The following is a 16,126-nucleotide window of genomic DNA, read 5'->3' on the forward strand; positions in this document are numbered from 1 at the left end:
AGCGGGGCCTTTTCGTTTGTCTCGTGCGCACCAAACAAAGCTATGGTTAACCCTATGCCCTGCTGGATTTCTGGAGGCTTGCGATGAACAAAATCCTGATATTCATAGTGTTCGCGATGGCGAATGTTGCTCATGCGAACACCCTCCCTGGCATTCCCTCATTCGATGTGGACTGCCCCGGCAAAGTCGTCGTCCATGCGGATCAGGACGGCCCGGTATTGATCAACAGTAAAGTGGCGGAAACCAAAGCCATCAACGATCGCCGCTTCGAAGCCAAGGGTTCGGGCATCACGATTACGATCATCCTCGCCGATGACGATTCGGTGACCGTGTCCTCCACCGGCAAGGCTCCCAATGGGCTGTGCCAATCAGTGGATGACTGACTTCGCCGACTCGACCGCAGCCGCACCCATTACCAGGTCCATAAAGGCCAGCGACGCCGCACTGTGATAATTGTTTTTGCGCCGAAGCAGCGCGGCCCCTCGGTTGGGCGCCTCCCCCAGCAGCGGAATTTTGCGTAATGCCCGTTCCGCAGTGGCGATGGGTTCCGGCAGGATGGTGGCCATCGGCGCGTGGCGAATGACCTCCAGCAGCGTACTCACCGAGTTCACCTCGACTGCCACTTTGGGCGTGATGTTCTGTTGCCGAAAATACCCGTCGATGGAGGATCGAGTGATGAAATCCGGCGTCAGCAACGCGAACTCCAGTTGCGTCACCTCCTTTGGCGATAGCGGGCTCTGGCGCTCGTACAACGGATGACTGCGCCCGACCATCACGCCCAAGGTCTCGACAAACGCCGGCACGCACTCGATATCGGGGCTCCTCACCGGTGTAAAAGCAATCGCAATGTCCAGCGAGTCATCGAGCAACCCGGCCTCGATGTCATCCATCGATAACTCGAAAATCTGCAGATGGATGTTCGGGAATTTCGCCACGTAGTCGCGCACCAACGGCCCCACCAGATACGCCATGAACGTTGGCGTCATGGCCAGTCGCAAGGAGCCCCGAGACAAATCCTTCACGTCATGCAGTGCGCGTTTCCCCGCTTCAAGTTCCACCAGCACCCGACGGGCACTTTCGATATAGGCCAGCCCCGCATCGGTCGGTTTGACCGTGCGCGAGGTGCGGTCGAACAGGCTGACGCCCAGGGTTTCCTCCAGTTGCCGGATCTGCTGGGACAGCGTCGGTTGAGAGACGTGCAACGCTTCGGCGGCGCGGGTGAAGCCACCGTGGTCGGCGACTGCCAGCAAGTAGCGCAAATGTCGGAGCAGCATGGGTACACCATCTATAGGCAGGACTTATGCGATGCATTGTATATCGGTCTTGGACGCTATGGATCAATCGACCGAAGATGGCTCCACTTTCCAGCCACAACCGATAGGAGTCACACCATGCAACAGTCCCACGCTTACCAGGACCCAAGTCTGGCCCTGACCACTTCGATCCTCGATGCCAAGGCGCGCAAAAATCTGTCCTGGCAGGATCTGACCGACGGCACCGGCCTGGGCCTGGCCTACGTCACCGCAGCCCTGCTCGGCCAGCATCCGCTGCCGGAAGCCGCCGCCAAGGTGATTGGCGAGAAACTCGAACTGGACGCCGACGCCGTGGCCCGCCTGCAGATCATTCCGCTGCGCGGCAGCCTCTCGGGTGTCCCGACCGACCCAACCATCTACCGCTTCCACGAAATGATCCAGATCTACGGCACCACGCTCAAAGCCCTGGTTCACGAGCAGTTCGGCGACGGCATCATCAGCGCGATCAACTTCAAGCTGGACCTGAAAAAGGTCGAAGACCCGGAAGGCGGTTCCCGTGCCGTGATTACCCTGGACGGCAAATTCCTGCCGCTGCGTCCGTTCTAAGTAACTGGCCACCTTTAGCAAGCGATACCCCGTAGCAGCTGCCGAACGCAGCCTCGCAGGCTCGGCAGCTGCTACGCCCCCTCATTCATTGCAAGGAAGTCCGCCATGAAAGCGCTTATCGACGGTTTATTGAAGTTCCAGAAAGAAGCTTTCCCACAACGTACCGACCTGTTCAAACACCTGGCCACCACCCAGCATCCCGGCACCTTGTTCATCACCTGTTCCGACAGCCGCGTGGTGCCGGAACTGCTGACCCAGCAAGAGCCCGGCGAACTGTTCGTGGTGCGCAATGCCGGCAACATCGTGCCCTCTTACAGTCCGCATCCCGGCGGCGTGTCGGCCACGGTCGAATATGCAGTCGCGGTATTGGGTGTGACGGACATCGTGATCTGCGGGCATTCGGATTGCGGCGCCATGACCGCCATCGCCCAGTGCAAATGCATGGATCACCTGCCCGCCGTCAGTGGCTGGTTGCAACACGCCGAGTCGGCCAAGGTAATCAACGATTCCCGCCCTCACGCCAGCGACGCAGCCAAGGTGAATTCGATGGTCCGGGAAAATGTCATCGCCCAACTGGCGAATATCCAGACTCACCCAAGCGTGCGTCTGGCCCAGAAAAAAGGCCTGCTGAACCTGCATGGTTGGGTTTATGACATTGAGACCGGTTCGGTCGATGCCTTGGATACCGACAGTCACAGTTTCGTGTCGCTGGCCGAACACCCGGGCACTTGCGCCGTGCACGGCAAAACGGTTGAAGCCGCCTGAAGGTGTCGCACGCACAAGCTGCGCCAGGCTTGGCGCAGCGTTATAACCGCCAATGCGATGCTCACAAGGCTGTCATTTGTCGTCCGACCGACGCTCAGGCGTGTCTTCAGCGTTGGGCGCTTCAGGAGGATGCCCTGGCGTGAACACATGGGTGAGCAATTCGCTGGCATCGATGTTGACGACACCGGGGACCGAACGTGCCACTGCAACAGCCTGCTCACACTGTCTATGGGTGTTGACGCGACCGCTCAATGCCACCGTGCCCGCATGGGTTTTGACATGGACATTCAGGCCAAGGGTGGTATCGGCCAATGTCAGGGCCGACTTCACCCGGGTGGTAATCCACGCGTCGTGAACGACCGTTTCCAGACCATGGGAGTAATGTTGGAAGGAATGAAGTTTCATGGCGCAATCCTCTCACACGTAATCAGATGCGCTGTCCGTCCCCGTGCAGACACGGACACATATTAAGTATAGTGCGTGCCGTTGCCCTCGGTCGGAGGGCTGTCCCTGATGCGGGCAAGTTAATAAAAGCGACGCAAATCCTGTGGGAGCGTCTCAGCGTTTGACCGACAGATCCGTCTGGGTCATGCGGCTACGGATGGTGAACACGCCATCCCCCGAGAGAATCGCGCTGCGTGCAAACAGGCGCCCACTCTCCCAGTTCGAAAGCCCCAGTTCTGGCTTGTTTAGCGCGTACTGCCCGTCGACCCAGCGAGTAATCCCGTTGCCGACAAAAGGTGCGTTGACAGCGTTGTAGAAACGCTCCTGCGCCGGGGCATCTTCACTAATCAGCGACACGGTGAATTGCGGGCTGTAGCGATTGAACAAAGCGATGGCCTGGTCCAGGTCGTCGACGATCTTCAGGCTGACTTCCGGGGTTTCTTCCCATTCCCACTCGCGACCCAATTGATCCTCGGGCAGCGGTTCGGCCAACGCTTCGGTCTGATAGCCTTCGGCGCGGTACACCTCGACGCTCGCGGTCTGCCAATCGGTGGGCAAATGCTGCTCGCTACCCTCGACGATATGCAACTTGCAGCCCTGGCCCCGAGCGGTGCCAGCCTGTTGCAGTGCGTCGAGAAACAGCGGCACCAGTGCGGCGGCGCGATCGCGGTGGATCAGGCAAACGTTCAGTGTGTTGCAGACCTTGCGGTCCAGCGAGTTGCGCACCACGGCGGCGAAGCGCTGGGCATCGGCGTCCTTGTCGGCGATAAGCCATGCACCACCGGTGCCGTGCAGACTGACGGCAGTGCCGGCCTGTTGCGCGATGCTGCCCAACTGACTGACCGCACGTCCCGAACCACGGGCCACAGCCAATGAAAGGCGTCGGTCGGCGAACATCGCCCAGCCGGCGGCGTGATTGACGCTCTCCACCAGCGAAACTGCTCCGGTCGGCAATCCGGCGTCGGCCAGAGCCGGGTTCAATGCATGGGTGACGATGGCCTGGGCGGTGCCCAACGCATCGCTGCCAATGCGCAGCACCGCGGTGTTACCGGTGCGCAATACACCGGCGGCGTCGGCAAAGACATTCGGCCGGCCTTCGAACACGAACGCGACAATACCCAGCGGCGACACCACTTGCTCGACTTTCCAGCCGTCGTGCTCGACGCAACTCACAACCTTGCCGCGGGTGGCCGGTGCATCACGCCAGGCCCTGAGGCCGGCGATCATGTCGCCGCGCATGCGTTCATCGGCGAGCAACCGCGTGGTGGAACGCCCGCGCGCCTTGGCGCGCTCTATGTCGGTCAGGTTGGCGGCCGCAATCAAGGCCCAGCATTCCGGGGTTTCCAGGCGTTGCGCAAAGCGATCGAAAAACTCGCTGATGGCTTGATCCGAGACGCCGGACATCGCCGCGAACGCCGCTTCGGCACGTTCGATGGCGACCGCCGCCGCTTGCTGGTCCGCCACCGGGATCAGCAGCAATTCGCCGCTGACCTGCTCCACCAGCAGATGGTCGCCGGGCTGAAAGCGCGCCGCCAGTTCGGGGCTGACGACAGTGACACGATTACCGGCAAAAGGGATCGGCGTGCCAGCGACTAGACGTTCGAGCGCAAGAGACATGAAGCGGTTTCACCATGCAGGGGAGCGGCCAGAAAATGTATAGGAAAATCCGTGAAGCGTCATTCACCGGGGCGCAGTCGGTTACTTTTTCGCCAGTCGAAATACATCTTGCTCCAGGCGATTGCTCCCCTGTTTGCGCCACCCGGCGCTCGCGTCATAGACCACCAGCAGCAAGGGTTCTTCGACGCCTGCAGTGCTGACAAAGGTCAGTCCTTCGGCATGATCGCGGCCTTTATCCTCGCCTTGCCCGTAAGGAACCTCCAGGACCGGCGTCAATTGTTCGCTGAAGACAAAACTTTCCTCTGTTGGCCTGGCGCCGTCGAGCCATCGAAATACGCTGACAGGCCCATCGAGGTTCATCGTCGGCCCGGCCAGGATCAACATGTCGTCGCCATCGATGCACAAGTCCCTGACGCCGAGCCCGCCCAACTGGAGAAAATGCTTTCGATACTTTCGCCCTCCAGGCCCGATTTTTTTCAGCGTCAGCGTGTGGGCGGCTTTGTGATGGTCCTCGGGTTCGACCTCCAGAATAATTGTCCAGCCCCGCAGCACAGGCCCTCGCAACCCGATAAAAACACGTTTGCCGTTGATCTCGAGGCCTTCGGTATCGAAGCCGTTGTCCTTGCCGGGAATGTGCAGGAATGCCCCCACATGCTCGTCGTCCTTGAGCTCATCGAGCAGTTCGTTACCCAGTCGATTGCCGGCCAATTGGGCAGCGACTCGATCATCGCTGGCGGTGCTCTTCACCAACGTGAACGTCCCGTTTTCTTCGATCACCGGAATCCGGGCCAGGAGAAAACGATTGCCATCGCGGCTGACAGTTGCCAGACGCTCGGCGTTTTTCTTCAGGGACTTGGTGCTATCGGTTTTTTTCCGTATCAGGCTGTGAGACCCCACAATCCAGAGATACCCCGTGTCGGGGTCGTAGCTCATGCCTTCCAGGTCTGCCTCAACGAATTCTTCGCCATCCTCAGGGATGACCGGCAGCGCCAACAGGGATCCCAGCGAGAACTGTTTGTGCTGGTCAAACAACAACTCGCCCGCACCAGCGCGCTCACGCAGGGTGAAGCGCTCCAGCGTCAAGGATTCATCATTGCCGACCCACAGGGTGTTGCCAATCTGGACCACGGCGGACAACCCTTTGCGCAAATGAGCGTCCGGCTCATTGAAGACTAAAACCGCGGAACCGAATTTCACCATGAAGTCACCCACCCCTTCACCCGTTCGGGTGAGTCAAAGAATGCCTGCTTCACGGTAGCGGTCATCGGGCGCTAGTCAAGACAGGCCATCAGAACACCGACCAGCCAATCCGCTGACTCAACAATTCCAGCGCGGCCATGCCAGCGAGGGAATTGCCGGCAGTGTTCAATTCCGGGGACCAGACGCACACCGTGAATTGCCCCGGCACCACCGCGACAATCCCGCCGCCCACGCCGCTCTTGCCCGGCAGACCGACGCGATAGGCAAAATTGCCCGCTTCGTCGTACAGCCCGCTGGTGGCCATGATCGAGTTGACTTGCTGGGTCTGGCGGGCGCTAAGGATCTGGGCGCCGCTGTGTTTGCAGAAACCGTCGTTGGCCAGGAAACAGAACGCCCGGGCCAGATCCACGCAACTCATGCGCAGCGCGCAATGGCTGAAGTAGCTGCGCAGCACGGCTTCGACGTCGTTATGAAAGTTGCCGAACGATTGCATCAGATAAGCCATGGCCGCGTTGCGCGCGCGATGCTGGTATTCCGACTCGGCGACCTTGCCGTCCACCATGACATTCGGGTTGCCGGACAAACGCCGGACAAAATCACGCATCGACAACGCCGGCGCGGCAAAACGTGATTGGTTGATGTCGCAGATCACCAGCGCACCGGCGTTGATGAAGGGATTGCGCGGGCGCCCGCGCTCGAACTCCAGCTGCACCAGTGAGTTGAATGGCTGCCCGGACGGCTCGTGGCCCAGGCGCTCCCAAATCGCTTCACCGGAATGATCGATGGCCTGTACCAGGCTGAACACCTTGGAAATACTCTGCACCGAGAACGGCGTGTCGGCGTCTCCGGCGCAAAATAACTCGCCGTCATTGCCATACACGGCAATGCCCAACTGATTGGACGGCACGGTGCCGAGGGCGGGAATGTAATCAGCCACTTTGCCCTGACCGATCAACGGTCGGACTGCGTCAAGGATCTCGTTCAACAGCGCTTGCATGCCGGGTTCCGAAGTCTCGCCCCATGGGATTGCGGGGACACTGTCGCTAGACGCTGCTGGTCGGGGCTGAATCACAGTTTTGTACGGGAATGTATCTGTCGCGGCCCGGGATACATGAACTTGCGCCGGGCGACCTTTCGGACATACCGCCCACACACCCGGTTGAAACACTCCTGGCGTCCGCTGACCAACGGTAAAACCGGGTCGGCTCTTGCTCAGGAGTGTTGTCATGATGACCCAAGTTCCCCGTTACCACGCCTGGTCGCTGTTTGGCCTGCTGTCCTTGCTGGTGCTGTTGATGACCGGCCTGATACTGTTGCTGAACCCAGACCTGGTGGAAGCCACTCGCAGCGCCATTCGCGCCACCGCACGCACTTCGTTTGCGCTGTTTCTCGCCGCGTTCACCGCCTCGGCTTTGGCTGTGCTGGTGCCCTCGCCTTTCACCCGTTCGTTGGTGCGCGAACGACGTTTCATCGGCCTGGCCTTCGCGTTTTCCCACCTGGTCCACGCCATCCTGATCTATAGCTATGGCCAACTGAACCCCGAGTTCTGGCCCGGCCGTACCACGGTTGGCAACATCCCGGGCTCGGTCGGTTACCTGTTCATTCTGCTGATGGCGCTAACCTCGTTCAAAACCACGGCTCGGTTGATCGGCCCCAAGGCCTGGAAAGCCCTGCACGTCAGCGGCATGTGGGTGCTCGCGGCGGTCTTCACCTACTCCAACTTCAAACGCATTCCCATGAGCGCCTGGTACGTCCTGCCGTTCGGCCTGATGTTTTCGGCGATCGTTATTCGGCTGCTGGGGAAGATTGCGTTGAAGTACAAACGGTCGACCCGGAATGCGCTATTGACCGAATGAAACCTCAACAACACCAACAATCCCCCTGCTCGCGAGAGGCCATAACAGGCGAAATCAATGTTGACTGTCAGCCAGCTATCGCGAGCAGGCTCGCTCCCACAGTGAATCCCCGGAGCTCACGCCCATGAACACTTCTCTCTCGTCGGCCATCAAAGGCCTGCACCTGAACCTCGACCGTGCCGGCAGCTGGATTGCCCCCCTGACTTTGCGATTGTTTCTGGCCTGGGAGTTTTTCGAGTCAGGCCTGGAAAAATGGAACGGTCAGAACTGGTTCGCCGACATTCAGCACAACTTCCCGTTTCCCTTCAACCACGTGCCGGCCACGCTGAACTGGGAACTGGCGATGTGGGCCGAATTGATTTGCGCCCTCGCCCTGCTGGTGGGCCTGGGAACGCGGGTTTCGACGGTTATTCTGACCATAGTCACGATCGTTGCGACCGCTGCCGTTCACTGGCCAGCCGATTGGTCTACATTGAGTGAACTTGCCCAAGGTTATGCCATCAGCAATAAAGGCCATGGCAACTTCAAACTGCCGCTGATCTACCTCGCCGCCCTCATCCCGTTGTTGCTCTCGGGGGCCGGCAAACTCAGCGTGGACGCGCTGTTGGCTCGATACTTCTGGCGGCACAGTCACCGCTGATACGCCAGCGTCTCGATAACCCACCCAACTTATGTAAAGGAGCCATCATGAGCGTGACCACCCAATGGATCGAGATCACCAGCGCCGAGGGCACATTCGGCGCTTACCTGGCCATCCCCCACACCCGTAAAGGTCCGGGGATTGTGCTGATTCAGGAAATTTTCGGCGTCAACGAGCACATCCGCTCGGTCGCCGAGCAATACGCCGCCGACGGCTACCTGGTCATCGCACCGGATCTGTTCTGGCGCCACGGCCACCGTATCGAACTGGGCTACGACGAAGCCAGCTGGAAACGCGCCGTCGAGCTGATGAACGCCACCGACAGCAAAAAAGCGCAGGCCGACATCAAACTGGCCATCGACGCCCTGAAAGCACAGCCAGGGCTGGACGGCAGAATCGCTTCCATCGGGTTTTGCTTCGGCGGCATGCTGTCATACAACACAGCGGCCAACGGTTTCGTCGACGTGGCGATCGCCTACTACGGCGGCGGCATTCAGAACCAACTGGATCGGGCCGATGAAATCAAGGTGCCGATGCTGATGCACTTCGGCGAACAGGACAGCCACATCCCCATCGACGCGGTGAAACAAATCGCCGAGCGTTTCGAGTTCAACGATGACGTCGATATCGAGGTGTATCCGGGGGCCGAACACGGCTTCAACTGCTCACACCGTGACAGCTACAACCAGCGGGCGGCGGTTGAGGCCCATGGCAATACGTTGCTCTTTTTGAGTCAGAACCTTTAAGGCCTGATCGCCGGGGTTGGCGACATCAACAATCAGTGAGCTTTCAATCCCGGAAACCCGCATGGACACCCCCTCAAAACCCAGACCGGCTTCACTGCGTATCCCCTCCACGGTCTGGGCCCTGGGTTTTGTCAGCCTGTTCATGGACCTGTCTTCAGAACTGGTGCACAGCCTGCTGCCGGTGTTTCTGGTCACGACCTTGGGCGCGAGCGCATTGACCGTCGGCGTGATCGAGGGCATCGCCGAGGCGACCGCGATGCTGACCAAGATCTTCTCCGGCGCCATCAGCGACTTTATCGGCCGGCGCAAAGGGCTGCTGTTGATGGGCTACGGTCTGGCCGCCTTGTCGAAGCCGCTCTTTCCCCTCGCGCATTCGGTGGATGTAGTGTTCACCGCGCGTTTTCTGGATCGCATCGGCAAGGGCATTCGTGGCGCGCCGCGAGATGCGCTGGTCGCCGATATAGCACCCACCGAAATCCGTGGCGCCTGCTTTGGCTTGCGCCAATCGATGGACACCGTGGGCGCCATTCTTGGCCCGATCCTGGCTATCGTGCTGATGCTTTGGCTCGGGCAGATCCATCTGGTGTTGTGGTTCGCGGTAATCCCGGCGGTGATATCAGTGGCGCTGATTGTCGGCGGAGTCAAAGAGCCGACCACTGTCGCTGGCGAACGCGCCTTTCGCTCACCTATTCACTGGAAGGTTCTGCGGGATTTTTCGCGCGATTATTGGTGGGTGGTGATCGTCGGCGGGCTCTTCACGCTGGCCCGTTTCAGCGAGGCCTTTCTGGTTTTGAAGGCGCAACAAACAGGCCTGACGGCCACTTGGGTGCCGATGGTGATGGTAGTCATGTCGCTGCTTTATGCGGTGTCCGCCTACCCTGCCGGCTGGCTGTCGGATCGGATCAGCCGCACCAAAGTGTTGTGTATCGGCATCGTCCTGCTGATCCTGGCGGACCTGTTATTGGCGCAAGCGGATTCGATCATGACCATGCTCGCGGGCGTGGCCCTGTGGGGCCTGCACATGGGCTTCAGCCAAGGGATTCTCGCGACGCTGATCGCCGACACTGCGCCCGAACATCTCAGAGGCACGGCGTTCGGTCTATTCAATCTGATCAGCGGCGTGTGTCTGTTGATCGCCAGTGTGCTCGCGGGCGCGCTGTGGGAGACTTCGGGCTCAGCCAGCACCTTCGTCGTCGGGGCGGGGCTGGCGGCTGCGGCGCTGCTGTTGCTTCTGTTGCGTAAGCCTTAGGGGCGAGTGCCAGGATTGAGCCCGCTAACATTGAGTGCCAAAAACCTGTTAATGGGGCAAACGATGCAGATGATTAAAGTAGGGCCGAGCGGTTTGAATCAGCTCCGTGAGTCTTTGAGTGAAGCAGGACTGCCCTGCGATGATGTCAGCGAACCGGGGCTGCAGTTTTATCACTTCGAGGTGGATGGGAACCGGGTTGCTTATGGAGGGCTGGAGGGTTCTGGTCCTGATCTGTTGCTTCGTTCAATGATCGTTTCTGAGACCCGTCGTGGCGAGGGGCTAGGTAAAGCCGTGTTGTCTGAATTGGAACGCCATGCCATCTCCCAAGGCGCAATCCGACTTCACTTGCTGACCCAAAGCGCGGCTGGTTTTTTCGCAGCCAATGGCTATGAACTGCTCGATAGGCGCGAAGCGCCTGACGTAATCAGTCGAACAGCTCAGTTCCAGCATCTGTGTCCTGCGTCAGCAAGTTATCTACGAAAAACTTTAAAGGCTCCGTTTCGGACTGAGTCAGGGCTCTCCAAGGCTGAATAGTACGGTAAGTCGCTCACACCGACGTGTTAAACGCCACCGCGGCGCGAATCAGCGCCTTCAACGCCTCTTCATCAACCCCGGCAGAGCCGAGCAAGCCCACAACACATACCTGTTCGTTATAGCACTGTTCACAATGGGTATATCCGCGCTTCAGCATTCGGCTACCGTCATCATATATGACTGGATCATGCAGGCTCTGCACCTGTGTGTTGAAGCGATGTTTGCCTCTGTTGCGACACACCCAAAGCCCCCAGACATGAGGAAACCCTGATGAGCGCCCCCAAAGCTGTCGCTGTATTGCTGGCCTTGCTCAACGCAGGCTCCCTGGGATCTACCGCCTTGGCCGAGGAAACAGGTTTTATTGCCGCCACCTCATCCGAACTTCAGTGGAAAGCCGCTCCGGCGGTGGGGCCCGGCGCAATGATTGCAGTGATTGAAGGAGACCTGAAAGCCGCCGAGCCCTTCACCCTGCGCTTGAAGCTGCCAGCAAATACAAAAATCGGCGTGCATACCCATCCTGTGACCGAACGCGTAACCGTTATCTCGGGCATCTTCTACTTCGCCACCGGAGATAAATTCGATCCGGCGCGGACCAAGGCCTATCAACCGGGTGACACCCTGATCATTCCCGTCGGAATGTCGATGTACGGCGCCAGTCGAGAACAGGAGACCGTACTCCAACTCCACGGCACGGGGCCTTGGGGGATCACCTACGTCAACCCGGCGGACGATCCCAGGAACAGCAAGATGTAGCGTCCCTGACGGTGGTCAGCTTCGCGCATCCGATTTCCCGGATTCGCCTCTTCTCGCGCAACGAAACAATGCGCCCACCCTGCTCCAGCGGACACACCGACACCAGACACGCCAGGTGGCTGCGATCATGCAGCTCAAACGTGCAATCCAAATCCCGTAGCCCTTCCCCGCCGCGCAGCAGAATCGCATCGGTCAGTTCGTTTGAGCAGCATTATAAAGGCTTATGGGGTCAGACCACGTAGCGCCTGGGCCAATCGGCTGATCAGTGTGGCGATGTCGAGCGTCGGCTTATTGATGACGGTTTGTGATCGTCGAATGAAAGCCTGACCCTCGCGGTCAGGCGAAACACCCAGCAGCTCCGAAGTTGCCCAATCACTGATCAGCTCGCAATCACCCAATCACGCTCGCATACACCGACCGGTCAACATTCCCGCCAGACAGAATCACACCCACCCTTTTGCCCAGCATCATTTCACGCTCCTGAATGAGCGCCGCCAGAGCGGCCGCACCTGCCCCTTCAGCGAGGTTGTGGGTATCGGTGTAATACACGCGCATGGCCTCGGCAATCTCGCCCTCGCTGACAGAGACGATTCGTGCCGAAGCGGCCCCGTAGATGGCGAACGCATCGGGAACTGGCTTACGCACGGCCAAGCCATCCGCAAAGGTATTTGCCGAGGCGGTTTCGCATATTGCCCCAGCTTCAAACGATAACTTCGCCGCCGCAGCCTCTTTGGAAACCACGCCCACCACTTGAGTGTTCAGGCCGAGCGCATCTCGGGCAGCGATTACCCCGCAAATCCCCGATCCACAGCCAATCGGCACGTAGACGGTATCCAGATCCGGCGCGGCGATGAACAGCTCCAGCGCATAAGTGGCCACACCTTTGACCAACTCGGTGTGGAACGGCGGCACCAGGTAGAGGTCATGCACTTGCGCCAGACGTGCAGCCTCTTCACGGGCCTCGTCGAAATCGCGACCGCACTCAACCACTTCGCCGCCAAAGCCGCGCATGGCATTGTTCTTTTCTAGCGAATTACCTTCCGGCACGACAATCAAGGCCCTCAAACCCAGCGTGCTTGCCGCCAGCGCCAGGCTCTGACCATGGTTGCCGCGCGTAGCGGAGACAATACCCTTCACGCCTGGGTGCTCGCGCCGCAGCCAGTGCAAGAAGGTAATGCCACCCCGCACTTTGAAAGCGCCTGTAGGTGTGTGGTTTTCGTGTTTGACCCAGACAGTGCAACCTAACCGCTCAGCCAGCAATGGCCAAGGGTATTGGGCGGTGGCAGGCATGACTTGGTATACGTGGCGGGCCGCTTGTTCGATATCGTCGCGAGTCAGTTTGTGCATGAGTTGTCTTCCTGAGGCTTTTCCCAGTCTAGGCACGGGCACGTCACGCCGGCTTTCAAAAAACCGACCTGACTTTTACGCCCCCTCTTCACTACTATGGTGTTCATGAGCCTTCGAAACCGTCTGCAGCCCTCGCTCGTACCTGAACCGATTCGTCGTGTCGAGGCAGGGCCGTGGGCGATCGAATTGCTACCCGGCGCCGCCTACGCGACCCGATATGTTGCGACCCAGGCAGCGATCGGCTTTGCCTTCGACAGCCAACGAGGCTTGCACGCCATTGGCAGCGACCGAGTGCGCCCCTTCGATGCCATGCCCAATGGGCTGGCGTTCGTCCCCGCTGGCTGTGATGTGTTGTCCGAGTCACCCAAGGGCGGTGAATACCTGCGGGTCATGCGCACCGACGGTATTTCATTGCTGGGTGAGCGGGCATTCAACAATCGCATTGATCAGCCAGCCGTTAACCTCGCCCTGCAAATGCGCCGCGCGCTGTTGCAGGGCTCCGTGGAGGACGACTGGGAAGCCTGGGCACTCGCATTGGCTGAACGGGCGGCGGGCATCGACGCATCGTCGGCGCCGCCCCAAGGCTCTATAACCGGCAGCCGGATGCGCCTGCTCGATGAATTCATTGATGCTGGCCTCGACGGCCCACTGGGTATACAGGCAATGGCGGGATTGCTTGAATTGTCCGAGGGTTATTTCATGCGCGCATTCAAGAACGCGACGGGCAAGAGCCCTCATAGCTATCTAATCGACCGACGCCTGGCCAAGGCCCGAGCATCGATGCGCGATTCGACCGCCAGCCTGTCGGAGATCGCACTCACCTGCGGCTTTAACTCCCAAGCGCACATGACGACCGCTTTCAAGCAACGCCTTGGGGTCAGTCCAGCGCAATTTCGAAGGCGTTCGACGTACGATCAAAGCTAGGTTATTGGCCGTTTTGCCGTTTGGTTGAGGCCAGTGCGTGACCACGTTCTGCGCAAAGTGCACCCGCAAACGACGCCAATGTTGGTCGCCTTCCTCCCAAGGGTCGACCTCTTCAACCCTGACACCCGGCAAGATGAACAGAAATGGCATCGTCATGTATGACCACAACGCGTAACCGTTGAAGTACGCCCGGTGCAGCGGGTCCCAAGGTGTCGTTTCTGCGTGGTCATGGAAAGACGCCCTCGGATCCGAGCGCTCCGCCACCACTTGGCCATCCGTGGTTTCAATGGCGATTCGATCGGGCGTGTACGCCGTACGCTGGTTCGGGGCGCCGAAAGGCATCACCGACGCTCTCTGCTCATGCAGCCAGACCGTCATCTGACGCGAGTCGCTATCCTGGGTCAGCCCCTTCATGCCCCACAGCGAACCGCCGGTCACAATGCTGGCGCTCACCGTGTCAAAGCTGTTCCAGCGTTCTTGTCCGCCGTGGGCTGTCAGTACCCGTTCCAGCAGATCGCAGTGCTGTTCGTTCATGGCGATAACCCTCTTCATTGCTGAGCCGGCCCACCCGCGGGTTTAGACGATCTGCACTGAACGCTGTACGTTCGGAACCCAAGCGAGTGAAGCCTGAGGCGAGAATATCCCCACACCCAACGTCTATCGCGTGGGTTTTCAAACCCTTTAGTCAACCCTCTGGAAGCCCACACCAATGAACGTCTTGAACATTACCAGCCATGGCAACAACAGCTTTTCCAACAGACTATCGCTCGGGGTTAAAACCATGGCGATTGGAACCTACGGCGCTTACTTTGCTCTCGCCATCATCTACTTCTGGTTCGACGGCATGAAATTCACGCATTACGAGGCACAGGGATTGGTTCCGCTTGTGAGCAACAGCCCTCTATTGGGATGGGTTTATGACATTTTCAGTGTAGATGTCTTTTCTCGCTTACTCGGAGTCCTGGAGATATCGATCGGTGCTCTTATTGCAGGTCGCCTGCTATCACCCAAGCTTTCTTTAATTGGAGGAGCGTTGTCTGCCGGACTGTTTTTCACCACGTTGACCTTTATGTTCTCGACACCTGGCGTGGTTGAACCCGGTCTCGGCTTCCCAGCCATTACGGTTGCACCGGGCCAATTTCTCCTGAAAGACATAGGGTTGCTCGCCGCGTCTGTATTCGTAGCGGGTCATTCTCTAACCAGGCTGGAAACCCGTTGAACTGATCATTTCCCTCCATGGATGGCCTGAGCAGTCCGATGCTTTCAGGCCATTTCCCTATGTCAGCGATTTCATCCAGTCCCGGGGGCTGCTGCCCGTCTTGCGGCGAAACGCACGAGCAAGCGCCGAGGGACTTTCATAACCGACTTCGTCGGCGATCAGCGCAATCGGCCGGCCTTCACGCAGACGTTTCTGCGCCAGGCTGATCCGCCAACTCAGAAGATAATCTGCAGGTGTCTGCCCGATAACGGATCGGAAATGCGCGGCATAGGCGGCGCGCGACATGTTCGACTCGCTCGCCAGCTCTGCGACTGACCAGGCACGATGAGGTGCGTTGTGCATCTGCACCAGAGAGCGCACCAGCCGCGAATCGGCCAGTCCGGCCATCATTCCGGTACTTAATGCCTGTTGGTCGAGCAGATGTCGGAGCAGCAAGATGATCAGTAGCTCGAATAGGCGATCAAGCATTGCTTCCCTGCCACAATGTCCGGCTGCCGCCTCACCGAACAGCCATCTCAGTGTATCGGCCAGCAGCGGCAGCTCATCCAGGGACAACACCAGAAGATCGGGTAACGAAGCAGACAATGGGTTATCGACACCACCATCAAACTCCATTGACGCACACAAGAGTCGAGCCCCTTCGGGCTCATCCGGGATCAGTTGATGCCGGCTTGGGCGTGGCAGAAAAATCAGACTGGGCCGGGTAAGCAGCAGGTCGTGGCCATCAGGGCCCCGCAAAGTGACGCTACCGGCCTGCAGCAGGTGGATATGGCCGCGCTGGTCAGCGCCATCGTATGACGCCACACCGCAAAGCTTGCCACTGTGAAACAGGTTTGCGCGCACGCCGAACTGTGACAACAAAGTAGACAAGCGGTCCATACGGAATCTCATCGCAAGATATAGACGATCAGTATCGTAGCACCGACTGTTCCACGCAGACCGTTCAGGCCTGTAGGTGACTACCGGGGAGCGA

Annotated in this window: 19 protein-coding genes; 11 read left to right on the top strand and 8 right to left on the bottom strand. The window is 59.2% G+C overall.

Features of this window, described 5'->3' with window-relative positions; translation table 11 throughout:
• The first annotated feature begins 83 nt into the window (after nt 1–83).
• Nucleotides 84–383: a hypothetical protein gene (locus tag MMG91_RS02300; protein WP_305449365.1), complete on the top strand. Its 300-nt coding sequence runs from the start codon at nt 84–86 to the stop codon at nt 381–383.
• Here the strand turns inward: MMG91_RS02300 and cynR are convergent.
• Nucleotides 369–1,274, bottom strand: a complete 906-nt coding sequence (cynR, locus tag MMG91_RS02305) for a transcriptional regulator CynR (RefSeq protein ID WP_310658597.1) — start codon at nt 1,272–1,274, stop codon at nt 369–371. The genes MMG91_RS02300 and cynR overlap by 15 nt on opposite strands.
• A gap of 117 nt (nt 1,275–1,391) precedes the next feature.
• Here cynR and cynS point away from each other — a divergent pair, with 117 nt between their 5' ends.
• Nucleotides 1,392–1,859, top strand: a complete 468-nt coding sequence (gene cynS / locus MMG91_RS02310; RefSeq protein WP_305449363.1) for a cyanase — start codon at nt 1,392–1,394, stop codon at nt 1,857–1,859.
• A 105-nt stretch (nt 1,860–1,964) separates the two neighbouring features.
• Nucleotides 1,965–2,624, top strand: coding sequence for a carbonic anhydrase (locus tag MMG91_RS02315; protein WP_310658598.1), 660 nt, complete (start codon nt 1,965–1,967; stop codon nt 2,622–2,624).
• Nucleotides 2,625–2,696: 72 nt separating this feature from the next.
• On the opposite strand, the gene MMG91_RS02320 is transcribed toward MMG91_RS02315, so the two are convergent.
• From MMG91_RS02320 to glsB, 4 genes are all read right to left on the bottom strand, one after another.
• Entirely contained in the window at nt 2,697–3,029 is a 333-nt protein-coding gene (locus tag MMG91_RS02320) for a BON domain-containing protein (protein WP_305449361.1), read from the bottom strand.
• Between the two features lie 153 nt (nt 3,030–3,182).
• Entirely contained in the window at nt 3,183–4,685 is a 1,503-nt protein-coding gene (locus MMG91_RS02325) for an aldehyde dehydrogenase family protein (RefSeq protein WP_310658599.1), read from the bottom strand.
• 81 nt (nt 4,686–4,766) lie between these two features.
• Nucleotides 4,767–5,885: a DUF3616 domain-containing protein gene (locus MMG91_RS02330; RefSeq protein ID WP_310658722.1), complete on the bottom strand. Its 1,119-nt coding sequence runs from the start codon at nt 5,883–5,885 to the stop codon at nt 4,767–4,769.
• Nucleotides 5,886–5,973: 88 nt separating this feature from the next.
• Nucleotides 5,974–6,882, bottom strand: coding sequence for a glutaminase B (gene glsB / locus MMG91_RS02335; protein WP_305449359.1), 909 nt, complete (start codon nt 6,880–6,882; stop codon nt 5,974–5,976).
• A gap of 229 nt (nt 6,883–7,111) precedes the next feature.
• Here glsB and MMG91_RS02340 point away from each other — a divergent pair, with 229 nt between their 5' ends.
• From MMG91_RS02340 to arsN2, 5 genes are all read left to right on the top strand, one after another.
• Complete coding sequence (locus MMG91_RS02340) at nt 7,112–7,741, top strand: ferric reductase-like transmembrane domain-containing protein (protein WP_310658600.1); 630 nt, start codon at nt 7,112–7,114, stop codon at nt 7,739–7,741.
• A gap of 124 nt (nt 7,742–7,865) precedes the next feature.
• Entirely contained in the window at nt 7,866–8,381 is a 516-nt protein-coding gene (locus MMG91_RS02345) for a DoxX family protein (protein WP_310658601.1), read from the top strand.
• A gap of 47 nt (nt 8,382–8,428) precedes the next feature.
• The gene (locus MMG91_RS02350; RefSeq protein ID WP_310658602.1) at nt 8,429–9,127 is read left to right on the top strand and encodes a dienelactone hydrolase family protein; all 699 of its coding nucleotides are present in this window, start codon (nt 8,429–8,431) and stop codon (nt 9,125–9,127) included.
• 61 nt (nt 9,128–9,188) lie between these two features.
• Nucleotides 9,189–10,376 (top strand): MFS transporter, encoded by a 1,188-nt coding sequence (locus MMG91_RS02355; protein ID WP_310658603.1) that lies wholly within the window; start codon nt 9,189–9,191, stop codon nt 10,374–10,376.
• Between the two features lie 63 nt (nt 10,377–10,439).
• A complete protein-coding gene (gene arsN2 / locus MMG91_RS02360) occupies nt 10,440–10,910 on the top strand; it encodes an arsenic resistance N-acetyltransferase ArsN2 (RefSeq protein ID WP_305449355.1) in 471 nt (156 codons plus the stop codon).
• Between the two features lie 13 nt (nt 10,911–10,923).
• Here arsN2 and MMG91_RS02365 read toward each other — a convergent pair whose 3' ends face one another.
• Nucleotides 10,924–11,067: a hypothetical protein gene (locus tag MMG91_RS02365; protein ID WP_310658604.1), complete on the bottom strand. Its 144-nt coding sequence runs from the start codon at nt 11,065–11,067 to the stop codon at nt 10,924–10,926.
• 113 nt (nt 11,068–11,180) lie between these two features.
• On the opposite strand from MMG91_RS02365, the gene MMG91_RS02370 reads away from it, so the two are divergent.
• Nucleotides 11,181–11,663, top strand: a complete 483-nt coding sequence (locus MMG91_RS02370) for a cupin domain-containing protein (RefSeq protein WP_310658605.1) — start codon at nt 11,181–11,183, stop codon at nt 11,661–11,663.
• A gap of 390 nt (nt 11,664–12,053) precedes the next feature.
• Here the strand turns inward: MMG91_RS02370 and MMG91_RS02375 are convergent, their stop codons facing one another.
• On the bottom strand, nt 12,054–13,010 hold the full coding sequence (locus MMG91_RS02375; RefSeq protein ID WP_305449353.1) for a threonine dehydratase: 957 nt from the start codon (nt 13,008–13,010) through the stop codon (nt 12,054–12,056).
• A 96-nt stretch (nt 13,011–13,106) separates the two neighbouring features.
• Here MMG91_RS02375 and MMG91_RS02380 point away from each other — a divergent pair, with 96 nt between their 5' ends.
• Entirely contained in the window at nt 13,107–13,934 is an 828-nt protein-coding gene (locus tag MMG91_RS02380) for an AraC family transcriptional regulator (RefSeq protein WP_310658606.1), read from the top strand.
• Nucleotides 13,935–14,643: 709 nt separating this feature from the next.
• A complete protein-coding gene (locus tag MMG91_RS02385) occupies nt 14,644–15,153 on the top strand; it encodes a DUF417 family protein (RefSeq protein WP_310658607.1) in 510 nt (169 codons plus the stop codon).
• A gap of 57 nt (nt 15,154–15,210) precedes the next feature.
• On the opposite strand, the gene MMG91_RS02390 is transcribed toward MMG91_RS02385, so the two are convergent.
• Nucleotides 15,211–16,032 (bottom strand): AraC family transcriptional regulator, encoded by an 822-nt coding sequence (locus MMG91_RS02390; RefSeq protein ID WP_310658608.1) that lies wholly within the window; start codon nt 16,030–16,032, stop codon nt 15,211–15,213.
• Nucleotides 16,033–16,126 lie beyond the last annotated feature (94 nt).

Source organism: Pseudomonas sp. JL3, assembly GCF_031570575.1.
Taxonomy (GTDB): domain Bacteria; phylum Pseudomonadota; class Gammaproteobacteria; order Pseudomonadales; family Pseudomonadaceae; genus Aquipseudomonas; species Aquipseudomonas cucumis.